Below are 17,558 nucleotides of genomic sequence, written 5' to 3'. Positions count from 1 at the left end.
ATTATATAGTGTAGTTCTTATTATATTACATAATATTTAATATTGTATACATATTTGAAAGGAGATATAAAAATGCCATTTATGAAATCTATCAAGGAAAAGGCAAAGTCAGATGTTAAAAGAATTGTATTGCCTGAAGGTGAAGAAGAAAGAAATATTAAAGCAGCTGGAATAATATCTGCAGAAAAAATTGCAGAAGTAGTTCTTGTAGGTAATGAAGAAGTAATAAAAGAAAATGCAAGAAAATTTGAGGTTAATTTGGACGGTGTTGTAATCGTTGAACCTCAAAAATCAGAAAAATTCAACCAATATACTGAGAATTTTTTCGAATTGAGAAAAAGAAAAGGAGTGACAATAGAAAAAGCAAAACAAATTATATCAGATCCAGTTTATTTTGCTACAATGATGCTTAAAGAGGATGATGTAGATGGTCTTGTTTCAGGGGCAATCCATACAACAGGAGATTTATTAAGACCAGGATTACAAATAATTAAAACTGCGCCTGGTGCTTCAATTGTTTCTAGTTTCTTTTTGATGATTATTCCTGATTGCAATTATGGTAAGGAAGGATTACTATTATTTGGTGATTGTGCAGTTAACCCTAATCCAACAGAAGAACAACTTGCATCAATAGCAATTTCTACTGCTCATTCTGCTAAAGTTTTATGTGATATGGAGCCGAAAGTAGCTATGTTATCATTTTCAACTATGGGAAGTGCCAAGCATGAATTAGTTGAAAAAGTGCAAAAAGCTACTAGTTTAGCAAAAGAGCAATCTCCAGATATTTGTATTGATGGTGAAATGCAATTAGATGCTGCTATAGTTAGCAAAGTTGCTGATTTAAAAGCACCAGGCAGTGATGTTGCAGGAAAAGCAAATGTACTTATATTCCCTGATTTAAATGCTGGTAATATAGGATATAAGCTTGTTCAAAGATTTGCAAATGCTAAAGCAATTGGACCTATATGTCAAGGATTTGCAAAACCTTTAAATGATTTATCAAGAGGATGTTCAGTAGAAGATATAGTTAATCTAGTTTCAATAACAGCAGTTCAAGCCCAAGTTAAATAATAATTCTAGGAGGATAATACAATGAAAGTATTAGTTATAAATTGTGGAAGTTCATCTTTAAAATATCAATTAATCGATATGACAAATGAAAATGCTTTAGCTGTAGGTTTAGTTGAGAGAATAGGAATAGAAGGTTCAATACTTACTCAAAAAGTAAATGGCGAAAAATTTAAAATAGAAGAAGAAATGACAGACCATAAAAAAGCTATAGAGTTAGTTATTAAAGCTCTACTAGATGAAGAAAATGGTGTAATAAAAGACGTAAATGAAATAAATGCAGTTGGACATAGAGTTGTTCATGGTGGAGAAAAATATGCAGATTCAGTTGTTATTGATGATGAGGTTATTAGTGCTATTGAAGATTGTGCAAAACTTGCACCATTGCATAATCCACCTAATTTAATAGGAATAAATGCTTGTAAAGAATTAATGCCAATGACACCAATGGTAGCAGTTTTTGATACTGCATTCCATCAAACAATGCCGGAAGAATCATACATGTATGCAATTCCTTATGAATTATATGAAGAGCACAAAATTAGAAGATATGGTTTCCACGGTACATCACATAAATTTGTATCAAAGGAAGCTGCAGAGTTTTTAGGTAAAGATATTAAAGATATTAATATAATTACTTGTCATTTAGGAAATGGTGCTTCTGTAGCTGCTGTTAAGAATGGCAAATGTATAGATACTAGTATGGGATTTACTCCACTAGCAGGATTAGTAATGGGAACAAGATGTGGAGATTTAGATCCAGCTGTAGTAACTTATCTTGCCAAAGAAACAGATATGGATATTACTGAAGTTGATACATTATTAAATAAAAAATCTGGAGTTCTTGGTATTTCAGGAATAAGTTCTGATTTTAGAGATCTTGAAGGAGCTGCTGAAGAAGGTAATAAAAGAGCTCGATTAGCATTAAATATGTTCTGTTATAGAGTGAAAAAATATATAGGTTCATATGCTGCAGCTATGGGTGGCGTTGATTGTATTTTATTCACAGGCGGAATTGGTGAGAATGGATGCGAAGTAAGAGAGCAAATTTGTGATGGATTAGAGTTCTTAGGTGTAGAATTTAATAAAGATGCAAATGATGGATGTAGGGGTAAATTAAAAGATATAAGTACTGAAACTTCAAAGGTTAAAGTGCTTATAGTTCCAACAAATGAAGAATTAATGATAGCAAGAGATACAAAATCTTTAGTATAATATAAAATTATTCTTGACTTTTAATAGATATTTTTATTATAATAGTTTGTGGCTAACAAATTTGGTTTTTTTGTTAGCCCATTTATAATAATAGAGGTGTAACAATGAAAATCGACATTTCAGATTTAACTTCAAAGAAAGTTGAATCAAAAAAAGTAAATACATATGTTGATTCAGTAGATTTTATTTATGATAAAGAAGAAATAAAATTTGCAAAACCAGTATTCATTGAGGGTGAGTTTATACTTAATGAAAATCTGATAACTTTTGAAGGTGTTATTACAACTACATTAATACTTTCATGTTCACGATGTTTAGAAAAATTCGAATATCCTATACAAGTTTCAATTGCTGAAAATTTTTCAAGAGAAGATGTTTCTGATGAAGAAATAATTGAACTTGAAGGTAATTATGTTGATTTCACTCAAATTATTGAGAAGAATATTATACTAGAATTGCCAATCAAAAAATTATGCAAAGAAAATTGTAATGGTTTATGTCCCATATGTGGCAGCAATTTGAATAAATGCAAATGTAATTGTGAACGAAACGAAATTGATACTAGATTTGAAAAACTTAAAGATTTTTTTTCAGCTAACTAAGGAGGTGAAAAAATGGCACATCCAAAACACAAGACTTCAAAATCAAGAAGAGATAAAAGAAGAGCTCAGAATTTTAAATTAAGTGCTCCAGGGATAGTTGAATGTCCACAATGCCATGAAATGAAGCTTGCACACAGAATATGTGACAGTTGTGGTTATTACAAAGGTAAAGAAGTTCTTAATGTTGAGAAATAGAAAAGAAAGTCACTTGACTTTCTTTTTTGTTTTATATACTATTTTAAAATGGTAATTTTTATATTATAATTTAATTAATAAATTATTTTTATATAATAAAAGAGAGGTAATCAAATGAAAATAGTCGTTGATGGAATGGGTGGAGATAATGCTCCAGGTGAAATAGTAAAAGGTTGTGTGCAATCATTAGAGATATCTTCTGATTTAAAGATTTTTATAACTGGGGATAAAGAACAAATTGAAAAAGAACTTGGTAAATATGCATTTGATAAAGGAAGAGTTATAGTTGTTCCTACAACTGAAACAATAACTAACAATGAGCATCCAGTGAGTGCCCTTAGAAAAAAAAGAGATTCAAGTTTGTATAAAGCTTTAAAAATGGTAAAAGAAAAGGAAGCAGATGCTATTGTTTCTGCTGGAAGTACTGGCGCTTTTTTGGCGGGATGTACACTAGTTGTGGGACGAATTAAAGGAATAAAAAGACCAGCATTAGCACCGATTATGCCAAGTAAAGCAGGACCGTTTATGGTTGTTGATGTAGGAGCAAATGCAGATTGCAAACCTATTAACTTAGTTCAATTTGCTGAGATGGGAAGTGTATATTTCGAAAGTATATTGGATATAAAAAACCCTAAAGTAGGGCTTGTAAATATTGGTAGCGAAGAAGAAAAAGGTAATGAATTAACTAAAGAAACATTTCAACTGTTAAAAGAAACAAATTTAAATTTTGTAGGAAATGTTGAACCAAGAGAAATACCGGAAGGCGAAACACAAGTTCTTGTATGTGATGGATTTACAGGAAATGTTATTTTAAAGTTATATGAAGGTGTTGCACAAAATATATTTAAAGTACTAAAAGAAGAAATGATGTCAAATATAGTGACAAAACTAGGCGCACTGCTCTTAAAGCCAGTATTTAAGAAATTTAAAAAAGATTTTGATTATAAAGAATATGGTGGGGCTGCATTTTTAGGGGTAGATGGTATATGTATTAAGGCGCATGGTAGTTCAGATGCAAAAGCGTTTAAAAATGCAATAAGACAATCTATTAGTTTTTATGATAATAGTATTGTTGAAAAGATAAAGAGTAATATAGAATCAAAAGATAATTAAAAAAAATATAAATTTATTCAAAAATATATTGACGATATTTATTAGATATAATAATATCATATTGTAATCATATTCACATTATAAATTGGGAGGTATTAATATGATTTTTGAAAAGGTAAAAGAAATGATTTCGGAACAACTAGGTACTGATATTGATGATATAACTGAAGCTTCTGCTTTAATAGAAGATTTAGATGCTGATTCTTTGGACATAGTTGAATTAATAATGGCCGTAGAAGATGAGTATGAAATAGAAATATCAGAGGAAGTTGCAGAAAAAATGTCTACTGTTGGAGATGTTGTAGAATATATTAAAGAAAATATTGAAGAATAAAATAAAGTCCCATAGTTTGGGACTTTACTTTTAATTGGGAGTGTTTACAAATGTTGAAGGACACAAATAAGCTTTTACTTGAATTTCAAGATAAGTTAGGAGTAGAATTTAAAGATATCGGCCTTTTAGAAATAGCGTTAACTCATAGTTCTTATGCAAATGAAATAAAAGGAGTAAAATTTAATGAAAGACTTGAATTTTTAGGAGATTCAGTTCTACAATTAAGCATTACAGAGTATCTTTTTAAAACTAAAATGAACGAGTCAGAAGGAACACTAACTAAAAAAAGAGCCTTGATAGTTTGTGGAGCTTCTTTGTTTACTATTGCTACTAAATGGAATTTAGGAAAATATATTAGAATGAGTAAAGGTGAAGAATTAACAGGAGGACGAACTAGGACTTCAAATTTAGCTAATTGTGTAGAAGCTGTAATTGCTGCAGTGTATTTAGAAAAAGGGTTTGAATTTGCAAAGGAGTTTATTCTTCGCAATTTTGAAGAAGTTATTGAAAAAGTCTTCAATAATGAAATAATACTTGATTATAAAACGAAACTTCAGGAAATTGCACAGAAACAAGGTGAGATTAATATAAATTATTCATTAATAAAATTTGACGGTCCACCACATAGAAGAAAGTTTTATATAGAAGTTCAAGTTGGTTCTCTTGTATCGGGTAAAGGTGAAGGTTATAGTAAAAAAGAATCAGAACAAAATGCTGCTAAAGAAGCTTTAAGAAAGCTAGGTGTTGATAATGGGTAAGAGTCATTATATTATACCTATTTTTGTAACACATGAAGGATGTCCACATGAATGTGTTTTTTGCAACCAAAATAGCATAACGGGTAAAAGTAAAACTGTTACACCAAAAGAAGCAGATGAAATAATTGCTCTGTATCTTAAAACTATTGAAAACAAAAATGCAATTATTGAAATATCTTTTTTTGGAGGAACATTTACATCTATAGATAAACAAAAACAAAAGGATCTTCTTGCTATTGCAAAAAAATACAAAGATAATGGTGAAGTTAATAAAATACATCTTTCTACAAGGCCTGATTATATCAATGATGAGATACTTACATATTTAAAAAACTATACAGTGGATATAATTGAATTAGGAGTTCAATCTTTAGATGAAGAAGTATTAAAAAAATCTGGGCGCGGACATACTGCTGAAGATGTAGCTGTAGCATCGAAATTAATTAAAAGTTACGGTTTTGTTTTAGGGCATCAAATGATGTTAGGTTTACCTGGAGATACTCATGAAAAAAGTATTAGAACAGCAAAACAAATCGTTTCTATGGGGGCTCAGATTGCTAGGATTTATCCTACATTAGTGATTAGAGATACCCCTCTTGAAAAAATGTTATATAATAATATTTATAAACCATATACCTTAGAAGAAACCATTACAGTATCAAAAAAAATATATAAAATATTTGCTGATAATGGCATTAAAATAATTAGAATAGGATTGCAACCTACAGACGAGATTTCTGAAGGGTATGATTTAATTGATGGTCCTTTTCATCCAGCTATAAGAGAGCTTGTAGAAGGTTCTTTGATTAATGATATGATATATGATGAAATATGTGATTTCAAAGAAGATAAAATTGAAATATTACTCAATGAAAAAGATATTTCGAAGTTATATGCAGATAAGAAAAAATATTTTATAATGCTAAAAAATAGAACTCAAGGTAAAAAATTTATAATTAAAACAATATCGACTATAAAAAGAGGCGAAATTTTATTGTTATTCGGAGAAAATAGCAAAAGAATATCTCTAAATAGTATAAACTCATCAGATAATTAAATTATGAAAAGAAGGATATTTACATATTTTATAGAATATATTCCCTATAGAGATATACTTATATATATAAGGCAAAATTTGTAGGGAGGAATAATTAAATGGAAGTATTAAAAGTATCAGCAAAATCACAACCAAAATCTGTAGCAGGTGCACTAGCAGCAGTTATAAGAGAAAATGGAAGCGTAGAAATGCAAGCAATTGGTGCGGGGGCAGTAAATCAAGCAGTTAAAGCCTTAGCAATAACAAGAGGATTTGTAGCCCCAAATGGTATTGATTTAGTAACTATTCCGGCTTTTTCTCAAATTAATATAAATGGTGATGAAAGAACGGCAATAAAATTTATTGTTGAACCAAGATAAACCGTGTGATACACGGTTTTTTATTATTAATAATACTCTTTATTGATATTTTTAATAAATTAATATAAAATTATATGGTGGCGCATTAAGGGGTGATAAAATTGAAAAAAAATACTAGACAAAAAGTTGTAAAAGGGACATTATACATAATGATAGCTATATTTGCATTATCTATGTTAAGTTATATAAAAATATTCTAGGAGAGATTAATATGCATCTTAAGACACTTGAAGTAAGAGGCTTTAAATCTTTTGCAGACAAGACTTTGATAGAGTTCAATGAAGGAATCACTTGCGTTGTTGGCCCAAACGGGAGTGGAAAGAGTAATATTTCTGATTCAGTTAAATGGGTTTTAGGAGAGCAAAGTGTAAAGAATTTAAGAGGTGGCACGATGCAAGATGTAATATTTGCTGGTACTCAGTATAGAAAACCAGTAGGACTTGCACAAGTTTCACTTACATTAGATAATTCAGATTCAACGTTGCAAATGGATTATGACGAAGTTAAAGTAACAAGGAAGTTATTTAGATCTGGGGACAGTGAGTATTATATTAATAATACTAAATGCAGATTAAGAGATGTTCATGAATTATTTATGGATACTGGAATTGGTAAGGAAGGGTATTCAATTATCGGACAAGGTAAAATTGAGGCTATATTAAGTGGTAAACCTGAGGATAGAAGAAGTTTACTAGAAGAAGCTGCTGGTATTGTTAAATTCAAAGCTAGAAAAAGTGAAGCAGAACGAAAACTTGAAAACACTCTAAAAAACATTCAAAGAATTAATGATATTTTTTCTACATATGAAGATAGGCTAGAACCGTTAGAAAAAGAAAGTGAAAAAGCAAAGCAATTTTTAATTTTGTCAGAAGAATTAGAATATAAAGAAATAAATATATTAATCCATTCTATTGATGAAATACAATCAAAAATAGAGGTTTTTAAAAGAAAGCTAGAAGAAATAGAGTCTCAAATAATTATATCTATGAAAGAAAAAGATAAGTTAAAAAATGAATTGAATAATTTTAATAATAATATTGAAATTTTAGAAAAAGAAAAAGATTTAGATAAAGAAAATTATTATAATAAAAAAACAAAGATTCAGAATATAGAGAATGAAATAAAAATAGAAAATGAAAAAATTGGTAATTCACATGATAAAATTAATAGTCTTACAAAAGAAATTGATGAACAAATAGAAAAAGGTGCTATGTTTTTAGCAGAATTTAAAAAACTAGAAAAAGAATTGCTAGAATTAAACAAACAAAAGAAAGATACGGATGAGTTAGTACAAAGATTAAGTTCTAAAATACATAAATTAGATTATAAGTTTAATAGCAATGAAGAAGTTTTAAGTTTTAACAAAGAAAAAATTGTTAATTTGATTAGTATGTCAACTAATTATAAAAATGATTTAAAAATTCTAAATAATAATATCCTCAATGAGGAGGATAAATTAGATAGGCAAAAGAAAATAATAAAAAATCATGTAGAAAATCTTGAATTTAATAAATCTGAAATAATTAAATATAATATTGAAATAAACCAGTGCAAAAAAGAAATAATTCAATTACAAGAGCATTTAAAAGACAGAAAAAAGCAAATTAATAATAAAAATACTGAGCTAAGAGAAATTAATAATAAGTGTGAAAAAATAATTAGTGTGCTCAATAAAAATGATGCTAATTTAAGATTTTTAATAGATTTAGAAAACAAGCATGAAGGGTATAATAGAGCTACTAAGGTATTAATGCAACATATCCAGGATAAAAAAATACATATTAATGAGTATGACAGCTGTATTTTAGGGGATATTATAGAAGTTGATAAGACTTTAGAAGTGGCTGTTGAAATTGCACTAGGTGGTAGCATTTCAAATATTATTACTAAAAATGACCATGTTGCTAAGCTGTTAATCCAATATTTAAGAGATAATAAACTAGGAAGAGCAACATTCTTACCTCTTAATACAATAAAGGGGTCTATTATAAAAGTTAATGAAGAAACAAAATTAATGGACGGGTATATCGGGATAGCTTCAAAAATTATTAAGTTCAATCCTAAATATGAAATAGCAATTAATTACGTGCTAGGAAGAACTGTTATTGTAGATAATATGGATAATGCTTTAGCAATTGCTAAAAAAAATAATTTCAATTTGAGGATAGTTACTCTTTTAGGCGAAGTAATTAATTCAGGTGGATCTTTAACTGGTGGTAGTTCTTTTAGTAAAAACTTAAATATTATGAGTAGAAAAAGAAAAATTCAAGAATTAAAAGATGACATAACACTTAATGACAGGTTATTAAAATCCTTGAGAAATGATAGTGAAAAAATTAATTTTCTTATTAATAAGTTGGGAAAAATTTCCTTGGAAATTAATGATAAAATTAAAATTAAAAATTTTCAAATGACAAAAATAATAGAAAAAATTGAATTAATAAAAAATGATGAGCGCAAAATCAATAAAGAAGTAGCTATTACGGAAGAAGAACTTGAAGAAATAAATAAGATTATTAAATATAACCAAAATGAATCTAAGGTCATTGAGATTAAAATCAGTGAAATAGAAGAAAAAATATCCTCGTGTCAGAAAATAATTGAAAAAACAGAAATAAGTATGGATGAAATAAATAGTGGTCTTTCAGAAGATAGACTATTATTGGGAAATAAAAGAGTAGAGCAAGCTAGAATTGATGAAATTATTAATGGAAAAAACAATGATTTTAGTAGAATAATAAAAGAAATTAACGAATGTAACAATTTTACAAAAGTAAAAGAAGAGAGAGTAAAGAATCTTAAGAATGAAATATTTATTTTTAAAGAAAACATAGAAAAAAATAATAGACTTATAGAAATTAGTGCAGAAGAAATAAATAGATTAGATCACAAATTATTAATAATGGATGAGAAAAAACTAAAAATAAAAGAAAAAACAAATTTGTTGTCTAGTCAATATGATAATATTAGTGAGCTTCTAGATAAAAATGAAAAGAGTAAACAAAAGCTAATTATAAATCTCACCAAAAATGAAACTGAACTAGAATCGAAATATATTAAACTGAATGATGAAATGGCACTTACTTACGCAGAAGCTCTAGAATTCAAAGATGAAGATGCAGATTTAAATAAATTTTTAGTAGATATTACTAAATGTAAAAATAGTATTAAAAATTTAGGAATTGTAAATGTAGCTGCGATTGAAGAATTTAAAGAATTAAAAGAAAAATATACTTTTTTAAAAGAACAAAAGAATGATTTGCTTAGTGCAAAAGAAGAAATTGAAGAAATAATAGATGATATGACTAAAGAAATGAAAAGCCTTTTTAATGATAATTTTGATAAATTAAGAGAAAGTTTTAATCAAACATTCAAGGAGTTGTTCAAAGGTGGTAACGCTGACTTAATACTTGGCGATGGCGATGAATTAGATGCAAATATTGAAATAAATGTTCAACCACCTGGCAAAAAACTGCAAAATCTTAATTTAATGTCAGGTGGAGAAAAAGGTCTTTCAGCTATTGCTTTGTTGTTTGCTATTCAAAAGATGAAGCCTTCCCCATTTTGTATACTTGACGAGATTGAAGCTGCATTAGATGATGCAAACGTAGTTAGATTTGCTGAATTTTTAACAAGATTTTCAATAAATACTCAATTTATTATTATTACTCATAGAAAAGGAACTATGGAAGTTGGTAATGCACTTTATGGCATTACAATGGAAGAAAAGGGCGTTTCTAAGGTAGTATCTGTAGATTTAAATAAATATAGTTCATAGGAGGAATAGTATGTTAGGTAATTTTTTTGATAAATTAAAAAGCGGTCTTTCAAAAACAAAAACCAATTTTACAGACAAGATTACTGATGTTTTGAATTTGGCAAATACTATAGATGATGACTTGTTTGAAGAATTAGAAGAAATTTTAATTACAGCAGATATTGGAATGGATACTTCGTTACATATAATTGAAATCTTAAAGCTTAAAGTAAAAGAAAAAGGTATAAAAAATCCAGTTGAGATAAAAGATTGTTTAAAAGAAGTAATTAAAGACATCATTATTGATAATAAAGATGAAGAAGAAATAGTAAACACACCACAAGTATTGTTCATAATTGGTGTTAATGGGGCAGGAAAGACAACATCAATAGGTAAAATTTCTTCACAACTTAAAGAACAAAATTATAAGGTTTTAATTGCAGCAGGAGATACTTTCAGAGCTGCGGCAATAGATCAACTTCAAGTGTGGGCCAATAGAGCTGGCGTAGATTTGATAAAGCATCAAGAAGGTGCAGATCCTGGTGCTGTAATATTTGATGCCATTCAAGCTGCAAAAGCTAGAGACACAGATATATTAATTTGTGATACTGCCGGAAGATTGCATAACAAAAAGAATTTAATGAATGAACTTGGAAAAATTAATAGAATAATTGATAGAGAATTTGTAGAAGGAAGAAAAAAAACATATTTGGTTTTAGACGCAACTACTGGTCAAAATGCTTTAATTCAAGCCAAAGAGTTTAAAGAAGTTTGTAAAATTGACGGCATAATACTTACTAAACTTGATGGAACAGCAAAAGGTGGAGTAGTTATTTCAATCAAACATCAATTAGATATACCGGTTAAATATGTAGGTGTTGGTGAAGGAATTGATGACTTGCAAGTGTTTAATAGTACAGATTTTGTAGAAGCACTATTTATTTAAACTGTTAAGTAAAAATACTTGACAGTGGTTTAAAAATTTGTTATTATTCTTATGGTTGGTGTTTTTATGGAAGATAAAATTAAAATTTCAATAATGTTAGATTATTATGGTTGTTTGTTGACTGATAAGCAAAATGATATTTTAGATTTATATGTTAATGAGGATTTATCTTTAAAAGAAATTTCTGAATTGACTAAAACAAGTCGTCAAGCAGTTTATGATATTATTAAAAGATGCATGAAGCAATTGCTATCTTACGAAAATAATTTAAAATTAGTTCAAAAGAATAGCGAATTAGAAAAAAATAAAAATATTGTTATTAAAAAGTTAGATAAATTACTTAACAATGATTATAAAGAAAACTTACAAAGTGAAATAAGAAAAATTATTATTGATATAAAAGAAATCTTATAGGAGGCTAAATATGGCATTTGAAGGATTAACCTCAAAACTCCAGGATACCTTTAAAAAATTAAGAGGAAAAGGTAAATTATCAGAACAAGATATTAAATCAGCCATGAGAGAAGTAAAACTTGCATTGCTTGAAGCTGATGTGAATTATAAAATTGTTAAAGATTTTATCAAAAATGTAAGCGAAAAAAGTTTAGGCCAAGAAGTTATGAGAAGTTTGACTCCAGGCCAATATGTAATAAAAATTGTAAATGAAGAACTAGTAAATTTGATGGGTACTACTGAAAGTTCTTTGAATTTAAACAATAGTGGAATGACGGTTATTATGCTAGCTGGGCTTCAGGGTGCAGGTAAAACTACCATGGGGGGTAAGTTAGCACTTCATATGAGAAAGAAAGGTAAAAAACCTTTATTGGTTGCTTGTGATATTTATAGACCTGCAGCTATTAAACAATTGCAAGTTGTAGGTAATCAAATTGATGTACCGGTTTTTTCAATGGGAGATAAGGCAGATCCAGTCAATATAGCAAAGGCTTCAATAGAGTTTGCTAAAAATAATGGTTTAAATTTTGTAATTATTGATACTGCAGGTAGACTGCATATTGATGAAAAGCTGATGAATGAACTTAAAAATGTAAAAGAAGTAGCTAAGCCAGATGAAATACTTTTAGTCGTTGACTCTATGACAGGACAGGATGCTGTAAATGTAGCACAAAGTTTTAATGAACTTTTAGATGTTACAGGTGTTGTTTTAACAAAACTTGATGGTGATACAAGAGGTGGTGCTGCTTTATCTATTAAAGCTGTAACAGGTAAACCTATTAAATTTGTAGGTATTGGGGAAAAAATGAATGATATTGAAGTTTTCCACCCTGATAGAATGGCATCTAGAATACTTGGAATGGGTGATGTACTTTCACTGATAGAAAAAGCACAGGAATCTATTGATGAAGAAAGAGCTATGGAATTAAGTAATAGAATGGCAACAGCAGAATTCAATTTGGAAGATTTTCTTGAATCTATGTCCCAGATGAAAAAACTAGGGCCTATGAATAAACTGCTTGAAATGATGCCAGGTGTTAATACAAAACAACTTAAAGGAATTGATTTATCTCAAAGTGAAAATGAACTGAAAAAAATTGAAGCAATGATTAATTCTATGACATTAAGAGAGCGCAAGTCGCCTTCAATAGTTAAAAGTTCTCCTTCTCGAAAAAGAAGAATTGCAAAGGGTTCGGGAACTAAAGTTCAACAAGTTAATAAGTTATTGAAAGATTTTGAGATGATGAAAAAAATGATGAAGCAGATGAATTCTGGTAAAAAATCATTAAATAAAGGTATGTTTGGAAATCTTCCATTCATGTAATAGATAAACAAATTTAAGGAGGTGAATACGATGGCTGTTAAGATTAGATTAAGAAGAATGGGTGCTAAGAAAGCTCCTTTTTATAGAGTAGTAGTTGCTGACTCTAGAGCTCCTAGAGATGGTAGATTTATAGAAGAAATCGGTTATTACAATCCTGTTTCTAATCCAAAAGAAATAAAAATAGATGAAGAAAAAGTTCAAAAATGGATTGGTAATGGTGCTCAACCAACAGATACAGTTAAAAAGCTTTTAGTTAAAGCTGGTATCAATGAAAAGGCTGCAAAGTAATTATACGGGGGTGTATTTATATGAAAGAATTACTCGAGGTAATTGCAAAGTCATTAGTTGATAACCCTGAAATGGTTACCGTTAATGAAATACTTGGCGAACAATCAATAATTTTAGAATTGAAAGTAGACCCAGATGATATGGGTAAAGTAATTGGAAAACAAGGACGAATAGCTAAAGCTGTTAGAACTGTTATTAGAGCAGCGGCAATAAAGGAAAATAAGAGAGTTATTGTTGAAATTATCTAATTACATACAAAAAAGAGTTAGGGATTCCTAACTCTTTTAATATTTAAAGATAGGTGATCATATATGGATGATTTTTTGATAATCGGTAAAATAACTAGAATACATGGAGTTAAGGGTGAAGTTAAGGTATTACCTCTTACAGATGATTTGAAAAGATTTAAAAAACTTAATAGCGTATATATTGATAAAGAAGAAATTAAGGTTATAGGAGTTAAATTGCAACCTAACAAAGTTATTATGCAATTCGAAGGAATAGATTCAGTGGAAAAAGCTGAAAGACTTAAGAATAAGGAAATAGAAATTAAAAGAGAAGATGCAGTAGAATTAGAAAAAGGCGTATATTTTGTTGCAGACCTTATAGACTGTGAAGTTCTAGATGAATCTAATAAATTAATTGGAATATTAAACGATGTTATCTTTACTGGAAGTAATGAAGTATATGTTGTAGGAGGAGAAAAAGAAATTTTAGTTCCTGCAATTAAAGATGTTGTTATTAATGTTGATATTGAGGCTAAAAAGGTAATCGTAAAAGACTTGGAGAAATGGTCATGAAGATAGATATACTTACTTTATTTCCGGAAATGTTTCAGGTTTTTGATTATAGTATTATAGGAAAAGCTTGTGAAAAAGATATTTTGGATATAAAAACAATAAATATAAGAGATTTTTCTAAAAACAAGCATAAAAAAGTTGATGGTTATCCTTATGGTGGGGGGGCTGGAATGGTAATGGCTCCTGAACCAATAGTTGAAAGTATAAAGTATGCACAGGAAACTAATGCAGGAAAAGTGTATTTTTTAGGGCCGAGGGGTAAAACTTTTAATATGGAGTTAGCAAAGAAAATGGCTAAAGAAAAAGAATTGATATTTTTATGTGGCCATTATGAAGGTATTGATGAAAGAACTTATGAGTATATTGATGAGGAAATTTCATTAGGAGATTTTATTCTAACTGGTGGAGAGAGTGCATGTATACCTATTGTAGATAGTATTTCTAGACTTGTTCCGGGCGTTTTGTCTTCGGAAACTAGTTATATTGAGGAATCTTTTTATAATGGAGTTCTAGAATACCCACAATATACAAGACCCTTCGACTTTATGGACATGAAAGTTCCAAAGGTGTTATTATCTGGACATCATGAGAATATTAGAAAATGGAGAAGATTAGCTTCTTTAAAAATAACAAAAGAAAAAAGACCAGATCTCTATAAAAAACTTATGTTGACTAAAGAAGATAAAGAGCTTTTATATAAAAAGAAATAGTGTTAAATATTTCTTGAACATAAATTTATACTATGTTATAATATGCTTTGTGCTAGTACGAACGTTCCTCTGATTGATATGATATTACGAACGTTAAGATAATTAAGGAGGGAATGCACTATGTTAGAAGTAATAAGAGAAATTGAAAAAGAAAATATGAAGAAAGAGTTTTCTGAATTTAATGTTGGAGATACTGTAAAAGTTGATGTAAGAATTAAAGAGGGAACTAAAGAAAGAATTCAGGTTTTTGAAGGAACAGTCCTTAAAAAACAACACGGCGGAATAAGAGAAACTTTCACTGTTAGAAGAGTATCTCACGGAACTGGAGTGGAAAGAACTTTCCCAATTAACTCACCTTTAGTAGAAAAAGTTACTGTTGTAAGAAAAGGTAAAGTAAGAAGAGCTAAATTATTCTACTTAAGAGATAGAGTTGGTAAAGCTGCAAAGGTAAAAGAATTAATGAGATAAAAAGGGGGACTTACTAGTCCTTTTTTTTATATCTATTATTATAGGGAGTGAATATATGGCAATTAATTGGTACCCAGGTCACATGGTGAAAACTAAAAGAAAGATTCAAGATAATTTAAAACTCGTTGATGCAGTTATAGAAATTAGAGATGCTAGAATTGTTAAATCAAGTTCAAATCCAGATATTAATGAAATTTGTTCGTCTATACCTAGGATTATATTATTAAATAAAAGTGATTTAAGTGATGAAAAAGTTACGAATCAATGGATTAGTACTCTTACTTCTGAAACAGTTAAAGTAATAAAAGGGAATAGTATTTCAGGAAAAGGTCTTAAAACTATTAAACCTTCAATAGATTCTTTACTTAAAGAAAAATATGAAAAACTTAATAGAAGAGGTATTATTAACTATACAGCTAGAGTGATGATAGTCGGTGTTCCTAATGTTGGCAAATCATCGTTTATAAACAGAGTTGCTAAAGCAAGTAAAGCAAAAGTTGGTAATAAACCAGGGGTTACTAGAAATCTTCAATGGGTTAAAACTAATATTGGAATTGAGTTGTTAGATACCCCTGGGGTGTTATGGCCTAAGTTTGATGATGAAACTGTTGGTTTAAATCTTGCTTTTACAGGAGCAATAAAAGACGAAATAATGGATATGGAAACACTATCATTGAAACTTGTAGAATATATGCAAGAACAATATCCAGATAAATTGATGGATCGATATAAATTAAATGAATTATTTGATAACCCTCTTGATAATTTAGATAATATTGCTAGAAAAAGAGGGGCAATCCAATCGGGTAATAATATTGATTACAATAGAATTTCAAATATAATAATGGATGATTTCCGCAAAGGATCACTAGGTAAAATTTCTTTAGAAAGGCCATAATGGAAAATGGAAATAATAGATTTTTCTAATATGAATATAAAAGAAGTAAAAATGTTTATCGATAATTTTAAAATCAATTCAGATAAACATTTTGATGAGTTGATTTTAAAACTTGAAGATGACAATAGAAAATCTGTAAAAATATATGCAGAAAAGTTAAGAAAAGAATCTCTAAAAATACAAGAGGAAGTTTTAAGGGTACAGTCTTTATATGATTTTGATAAGAACTATGGAAAAGGTTTTATAGTTGGGGTAGATGAAGTTGGACGTGGCCCACTAGCAGGACCTATTGTAGGCGCTGCTGTAGTACTTGATTTAGATTATATGAAAGATGAAACTTTGATTTTAAACATCAATGATTCTAAAAAATTAAATAAAACTACAAGAGAAAGACTTTCTAAAGAGATAAAAGAAAAAGCTATTAGTTATGCAATATTTGAAGTAGATAATAAAAGGATAGACAATATAGGAATTGCAAAAGCTAATAATGAAGTTTTGAAAAAATCAGTAGAGACTCTGAGTGTTACTCCAAGTATAGTTATATCGGATGGATATACTATTAAGAATTTAAAGTATAATAATAAGTGCGTAATAAAAGGTGATAACAAAAGTGCTAGTATAGCTTGTGCTTCAATAATTGCTAAAGTTTATAGGGATGATTTAATGCAAAAATATGCGCAAAAGTACACTGAATACCATTTTGAGAAAAATGTTGGCTATGGAACTAAAGAACATATTGAAGCCATTAAAAAAAATGGTATAACTAGCATTCATAGAAGGTCGTTTTTGAAAAATTTAACTGATTATTTATAAGGCATCCAATATTTGGATGCCTTTTTTAAAAAGCGTTTTTCAAATAATTTAATTTATAATTATTAGTATCTTTAAAAATTATTTCACTAAAATCAAATCTAAAAGTGCAAGATTTAATATTATTTTGCAGAATATAAAGTTCTGCAACTTTTTTTATAGTCCTAATTTTTCTGTTTGTAATTGACTCTCTAGGAAGGCCCATTTTAAGCCCATATCTACTTCTTACCTCAACAAAACAAATCAGATCATCTTTACTAGCAATAATATCAATTTCACCTAAAAAGCAAGTGTAATTCATTTTTTTTATAAAATAATCATGATTAATAAGATAATTCATAGTAAGTTTTTCCCCGTATGAACCTAATAATTTATTATATCTTTTCAAAAAATCACCTCAATT

Annotated in this window: 21 protein-coding genes; 20 read left to right on the top strand and 1 reads right to left on the bottom strand. The window is 28.7% G+C overall.

The window, feature by feature from the left end:
- Positions 1–72: 72 nt before the first annotated feature.
- The 20 genes from pta to ACVHXK_RS00830 all read left to right on the top strand — a co-directional run bounded on the left by pta (position 73) and on the right by ACVHXK_RS00830 (position 17,158).
- Positions 73–1,071 (top strand): phosphate acetyltransferase, encoded by a 999-nt coding sequence (gene pta, locus ACVHXK_RS00925; protein WP_461204459.1) that lies wholly within the window; start codon positions 73–75, stop codon positions 1,069–1,071.
- A 21-nt stretch (positions 1,072–1,092) separates the two neighbouring features.
- On the top strand, positions 1,093–2,283 hold the full coding sequence (locus ACVHXK_RS00920) for an acetate kinase (RefSeq protein WP_461204458.1): 1,191 nt from the start codon (positions 1,093–1,095) through the stop codon (positions 2,281–2,283).
- 104 nt (positions 2,284–2,387) lie between these two features.
- Positions 2,388–2,885 (top strand): YceD family protein, encoded by a 498-nt coding sequence (locus ACVHXK_RS00915; protein WP_461204457.1) that lies wholly within the window; start codon positions 2,388–2,390, stop codon positions 2,883–2,885.
- A gap of 12 nt (positions 2,886–2,897) precedes the next feature.
- Positions 2,898–3,080 carry a 50S ribosomal protein L32 gene (gene rpmF, locus ACVHXK_RS00910; protein WP_461204456.1) on the top strand — a complete coding sequence of 61 codons (183 nt, stop codon included), beginning with the start codon at positions 2,898–2,900 and terminating at the stop codon, positions 3,078–3,080.
- Positions 3,081–3,194: 114 nt separating this feature from the next.
- Positions 3,195–4,193 (top strand): phosphate acyltransferase PlsX, encoded by a 999-nt coding sequence (gene plsX, locus ACVHXK_RS00905; RefSeq protein ID WP_461204455.1) that lies wholly within the window; start codon positions 3,195–3,197, stop codon positions 4,191–4,193.
- Positions 4,194–4,293: 100 nt separating this feature from the next.
- The gene (gene acpP, locus ACVHXK_RS00900; protein ID WP_461204454.1) at positions 4,294–4,527 is read left to right on the top strand and encodes an acyl carrier protein; all 234 of its coding nucleotides are present in this window, start codon (positions 4,294–4,296) and stop codon (positions 4,525–4,527) included.
- A 50-nt stretch (positions 4,528–4,577) separates the two neighbouring features.
- The gene (gene rnc / locus ACVHXK_RS00895; RefSeq protein WP_461204453.1) at positions 4,578–5,285 is read left to right on the top strand and encodes a ribonuclease III; all 708 of its coding nucleotides are present in this window, start codon (positions 4,578–4,580) and stop codon (positions 5,283–5,285) included.
- A complete protein-coding gene (locus ACVHXK_RS00890; protein WP_461204452.1) occupies positions 5,278–6,342 on the top strand; it encodes an elongator complex protein 3 in 1,065 nt (354 codons plus the stop codon). Before rnc ends, ACVHXK_RS00890 begins: the two co-directional genes overlap by 8 nt.
- 98 nt (positions 6,343–6,440) lie before the next feature.
- On the top strand, positions 6,441–6,701 hold the full coding sequence (locus tag ACVHXK_RS00885) for a stage V sporulation protein S (protein ID WP_461204451.1): 261 nt from the start codon (positions 6,441–6,443) through the stop codon (positions 6,699–6,701).
- A gap of 211 nt (positions 6,702–6,912) precedes the next feature.
- The gene (gene smc / locus ACVHXK_RS00880; RefSeq protein ID WP_461204450.1) at positions 6,913–10,479 is read left to right on the top strand and encodes a chromosome segregation protein SMC; all 3,567 of its coding nucleotides are present in this window, start codon (positions 6,913–6,915) and stop codon (positions 10,477–10,479) included.
- Between the two features lie 10 nt (positions 10,480–10,489).
- Positions 10,490–11,404 (top strand): signal recognition particle-docking protein FtsY, encoded by a 915-nt coding sequence (gene ftsY / locus ACVHXK_RS00875; RefSeq protein ID WP_461204449.1) that lies wholly within the window; start codon positions 10,490–10,492, stop codon positions 11,402–11,404.
- Positions 11,405–11,470: 66 nt separating this feature from the next.
- The gene (locus ACVHXK_RS00870; protein WP_461204448.1) at positions 11,471–11,818 is read left to right on the top strand and encodes a putative DNA-binding protein; all 348 of its coding nucleotides are present in this window, start codon (positions 11,471–11,473) and stop codon (positions 11,816–11,818) included.
- Positions 11,819–11,828: 10 nt separating this feature from the next.
- Positions 11,829–13,181, top strand: a complete 1,353-nt coding sequence (gene ffh / locus ACVHXK_RS00865; RefSeq protein ID WP_461204447.1) for a signal recognition particle protein — start codon at positions 11,829–11,831, stop codon at positions 13,179–13,181.
- Between the two features lie 30 nt (positions 13,182–13,211).
- Positions 13,212–13,469: a 30S ribosomal protein S16 gene (gene rpsP / locus ACVHXK_RS00860; protein ID WP_461204446.1), complete on the top strand. Its 258-nt coding sequence runs from the start codon at positions 13,212–13,214 to the stop codon at positions 13,467–13,469.
- A 20-nt stretch (positions 13,470–13,489) separates the two neighbouring features.
- On the top strand, positions 13,490–13,717 hold the full coding sequence (locus ACVHXK_RS00855; RefSeq protein WP_461204445.1) for a KH domain-containing protein: 228 nt from the start codon (positions 13,490–13,492) through the stop codon (positions 13,715–13,717).
- A gap of 63 nt (positions 13,718–13,780) precedes the next feature.
- The gene (gene rimM / locus ACVHXK_RS00850) at positions 13,781–14,269 is read left to right on the top strand and encodes a ribosome maturation factor RimM (RefSeq protein ID WP_461204444.1); all 489 of its coding nucleotides are present in this window, start codon (positions 13,781–13,783) and stop codon (positions 14,267–14,269) included.
- The gene (gene trmD / locus ACVHXK_RS00845; protein ID WP_461204443.1) at positions 14,266–14,979 is read left to right on the top strand and encodes a tRNA (guanosine(37)-N1)-methyltransferase TrmD; all 714 of its coding nucleotides are present in this window, start codon (positions 14,266–14,268) and stop codon (positions 14,977–14,979) included. Before rimM ends, trmD begins: the two co-directional genes overlap by 4 nt.
- Before the next feature lie 120 nt (positions 14,980–15,099).
- On the top strand, positions 15,100–15,447 hold the full coding sequence (rplS, locus tag ACVHXK_RS00840) for a 50S ribosomal protein L19 (protein ID WP_461204442.1): 348 nt from the start codon (positions 15,100–15,102) through the stop codon (positions 15,445–15,447).
- Between the two features lie 55 nt (positions 15,448–15,502).
- On the top strand, positions 15,503–16,345 hold the full coding sequence (gene ylqF / locus ACVHXK_RS00835; protein WP_461204441.1) for a ribosome biogenesis GTPase YlqF: 843 nt from the start codon (positions 15,503–15,505) through the stop codon (positions 16,343–16,345).
- A 6-nt stretch (positions 16,346–16,351) separates the two neighbouring features.
- Positions 16,352–17,158, top strand: coding sequence for a ribonuclease HII (locus ACVHXK_RS00830; protein WP_461204440.1), 807 nt, complete (start codon positions 16,352–16,354; stop codon positions 17,156–17,158).
- A gap of 25 nt (positions 17,159–17,183) precedes the next feature.
- Here ACVHXK_RS00830 and ACVHXK_RS00825 read toward each other — a convergent pair whose 3' ends face one another.
- Positions 17,184–17,543 (bottom strand): YraN family protein, encoded by a 360-nt coding sequence (locus ACVHXK_RS00825; protein WP_461204439.1) that lies wholly within the window; start codon positions 17,541–17,543, stop codon positions 17,184–17,186.
- Positions 17,544–17,558: the final 15 nt, after the last annotated feature.

It is taken from the genome of Clostridium sp. DL1XJH146, from assembly GCF_054819755.1.
Note: the sequence above shows the minus strand (reverse complement) of the source record. Positions and strands in the feature narration are given on the sequence as shown.

Bases quoted from the DNA above. Each gene is read 5' to 3' on its own strand.
- smc (WP_461204450.1), top strand. From the start codon at position 6,913: ATGCATCTTAAGACACTTGAAGTAAGAGGCTTTAAATCTTTTGCAGAC.
- acpP (WP_461204454.1), top strand. From the start codon at position 4,294: ATGATTTTTGAAAAGGTAAAAGAAATGATTTCGGAACAACTAGGTACT.
- ACVHXK_RS00915 (WP_461204457.1), top strand. From the start codon at position 2,388: ATGAAAATCGACATTTCAGATTTAACTTCAAAGAAAGTTGAATCAAAA.
- pta (WP_461204459.1), top strand. From the start codon at position 73: ATGCCATTTATGAAATCTATCAAGGAAAAGGCAAAGTCAGATGTTAAA.
- ylqF (WP_461204441.1), top strand. From the start codon at position 15,503: ATGGCAATTAATTGGTACCCAGGTCACATGGTGAAAACTAAAAGAAAG.
- rplS (WP_461204442.1), top strand. From the start codon at position 15,100: ATGTTAGAAGTAATAAGAGAAATTGAAAAAGAAAATATGAAGAAAGAG.
- ACVHXK_RS00885 (WP_461204451.1), top strand. From the start codon at position 6,441: ATGGAAGTATTAAAAGTATCAGCAAAATCACAACCAAAATCTGTAGCA.
- ACVHXK_RS00855 (WP_461204445.1), top strand. From the start codon at position 13,490: ATGAAAGAATTACTCGAGGTAATTGCAAAGTCATTAGTTGATAACCCT.
- rpsP (WP_461204446.1), top strand. From the start codon at position 13,212: ATGGCTGTTAAGATTAGATTAAGAAGAATGGGTGCTAAGAAAGCTCCT.
- ACVHXK_RS00830 (WP_461204440.1), top strand. From the start codon at position 16,352: ATGGAAATAATAGATTTTTCTAATATGAATATAAAAGAAGTAAAAATG.
- rnc (WP_461204453.1), top strand. From the start codon at position 4,578: ATGTTGAAGGACACAAATAAGCTTTTACTTGAATTTCAAGATAAGTTA.
- trmD (WP_461204443.1), top strand. From the start codon at position 14,266: ATGAAGATAGATATACTTACTTTATTTCCGGAAATGTTTCAGGTTTTT.
- rpmF (WP_461204456.1), top strand. From the start codon at position 2,898: ATGGCACATCCAAAACACAAGACTTCAAAATCAAGAAGAGATAAAAGA.
- ftsY (WP_461204449.1), top strand. From the start codon at position 10,490: ATGTTAGGTAATTTTTTTGATAAATTAAAAAGCGGTCTTTCAAAAACA.
- ACVHXK_RS00920 (WP_461204458.1), top strand. From the start codon at position 1,093: ATGAAAGTATTAGTTATAAATTGTGGAAGTTCATCTTTAAAATATCAA.
- ACVHXK_RS00870 (WP_461204448.1), top strand. From the start codon at position 11,471: ATGGAAGATAAAATTAAAATTTCAATAATGTTAGATTATTATGGTTGT.
- plsX (WP_461204455.1), top strand. From the start codon at position 3,195: ATGAAAATAGTCGTTGATGGAATGGGTGGAGATAATGCTCCAGGTGAA.
- rimM (WP_461204444.1), top strand. From the start codon at position 13,781: ATGGATGATTTTTTGATAATCGGTAAAATAACTAGAATACATGGAGTT.
- ffh (WP_461204447.1), top strand. From the start codon at position 11,829: ATGGCATTTGAAGGATTAACCTCAAAACTCCAGGATACCTTTAAAAAA.
- ACVHXK_RS00890 (WP_461204452.1), top strand. From the start codon at position 5,278: ATGGGTAAGAGTCATTATATTATACCTATTTTTGTAACACATGAAGGA.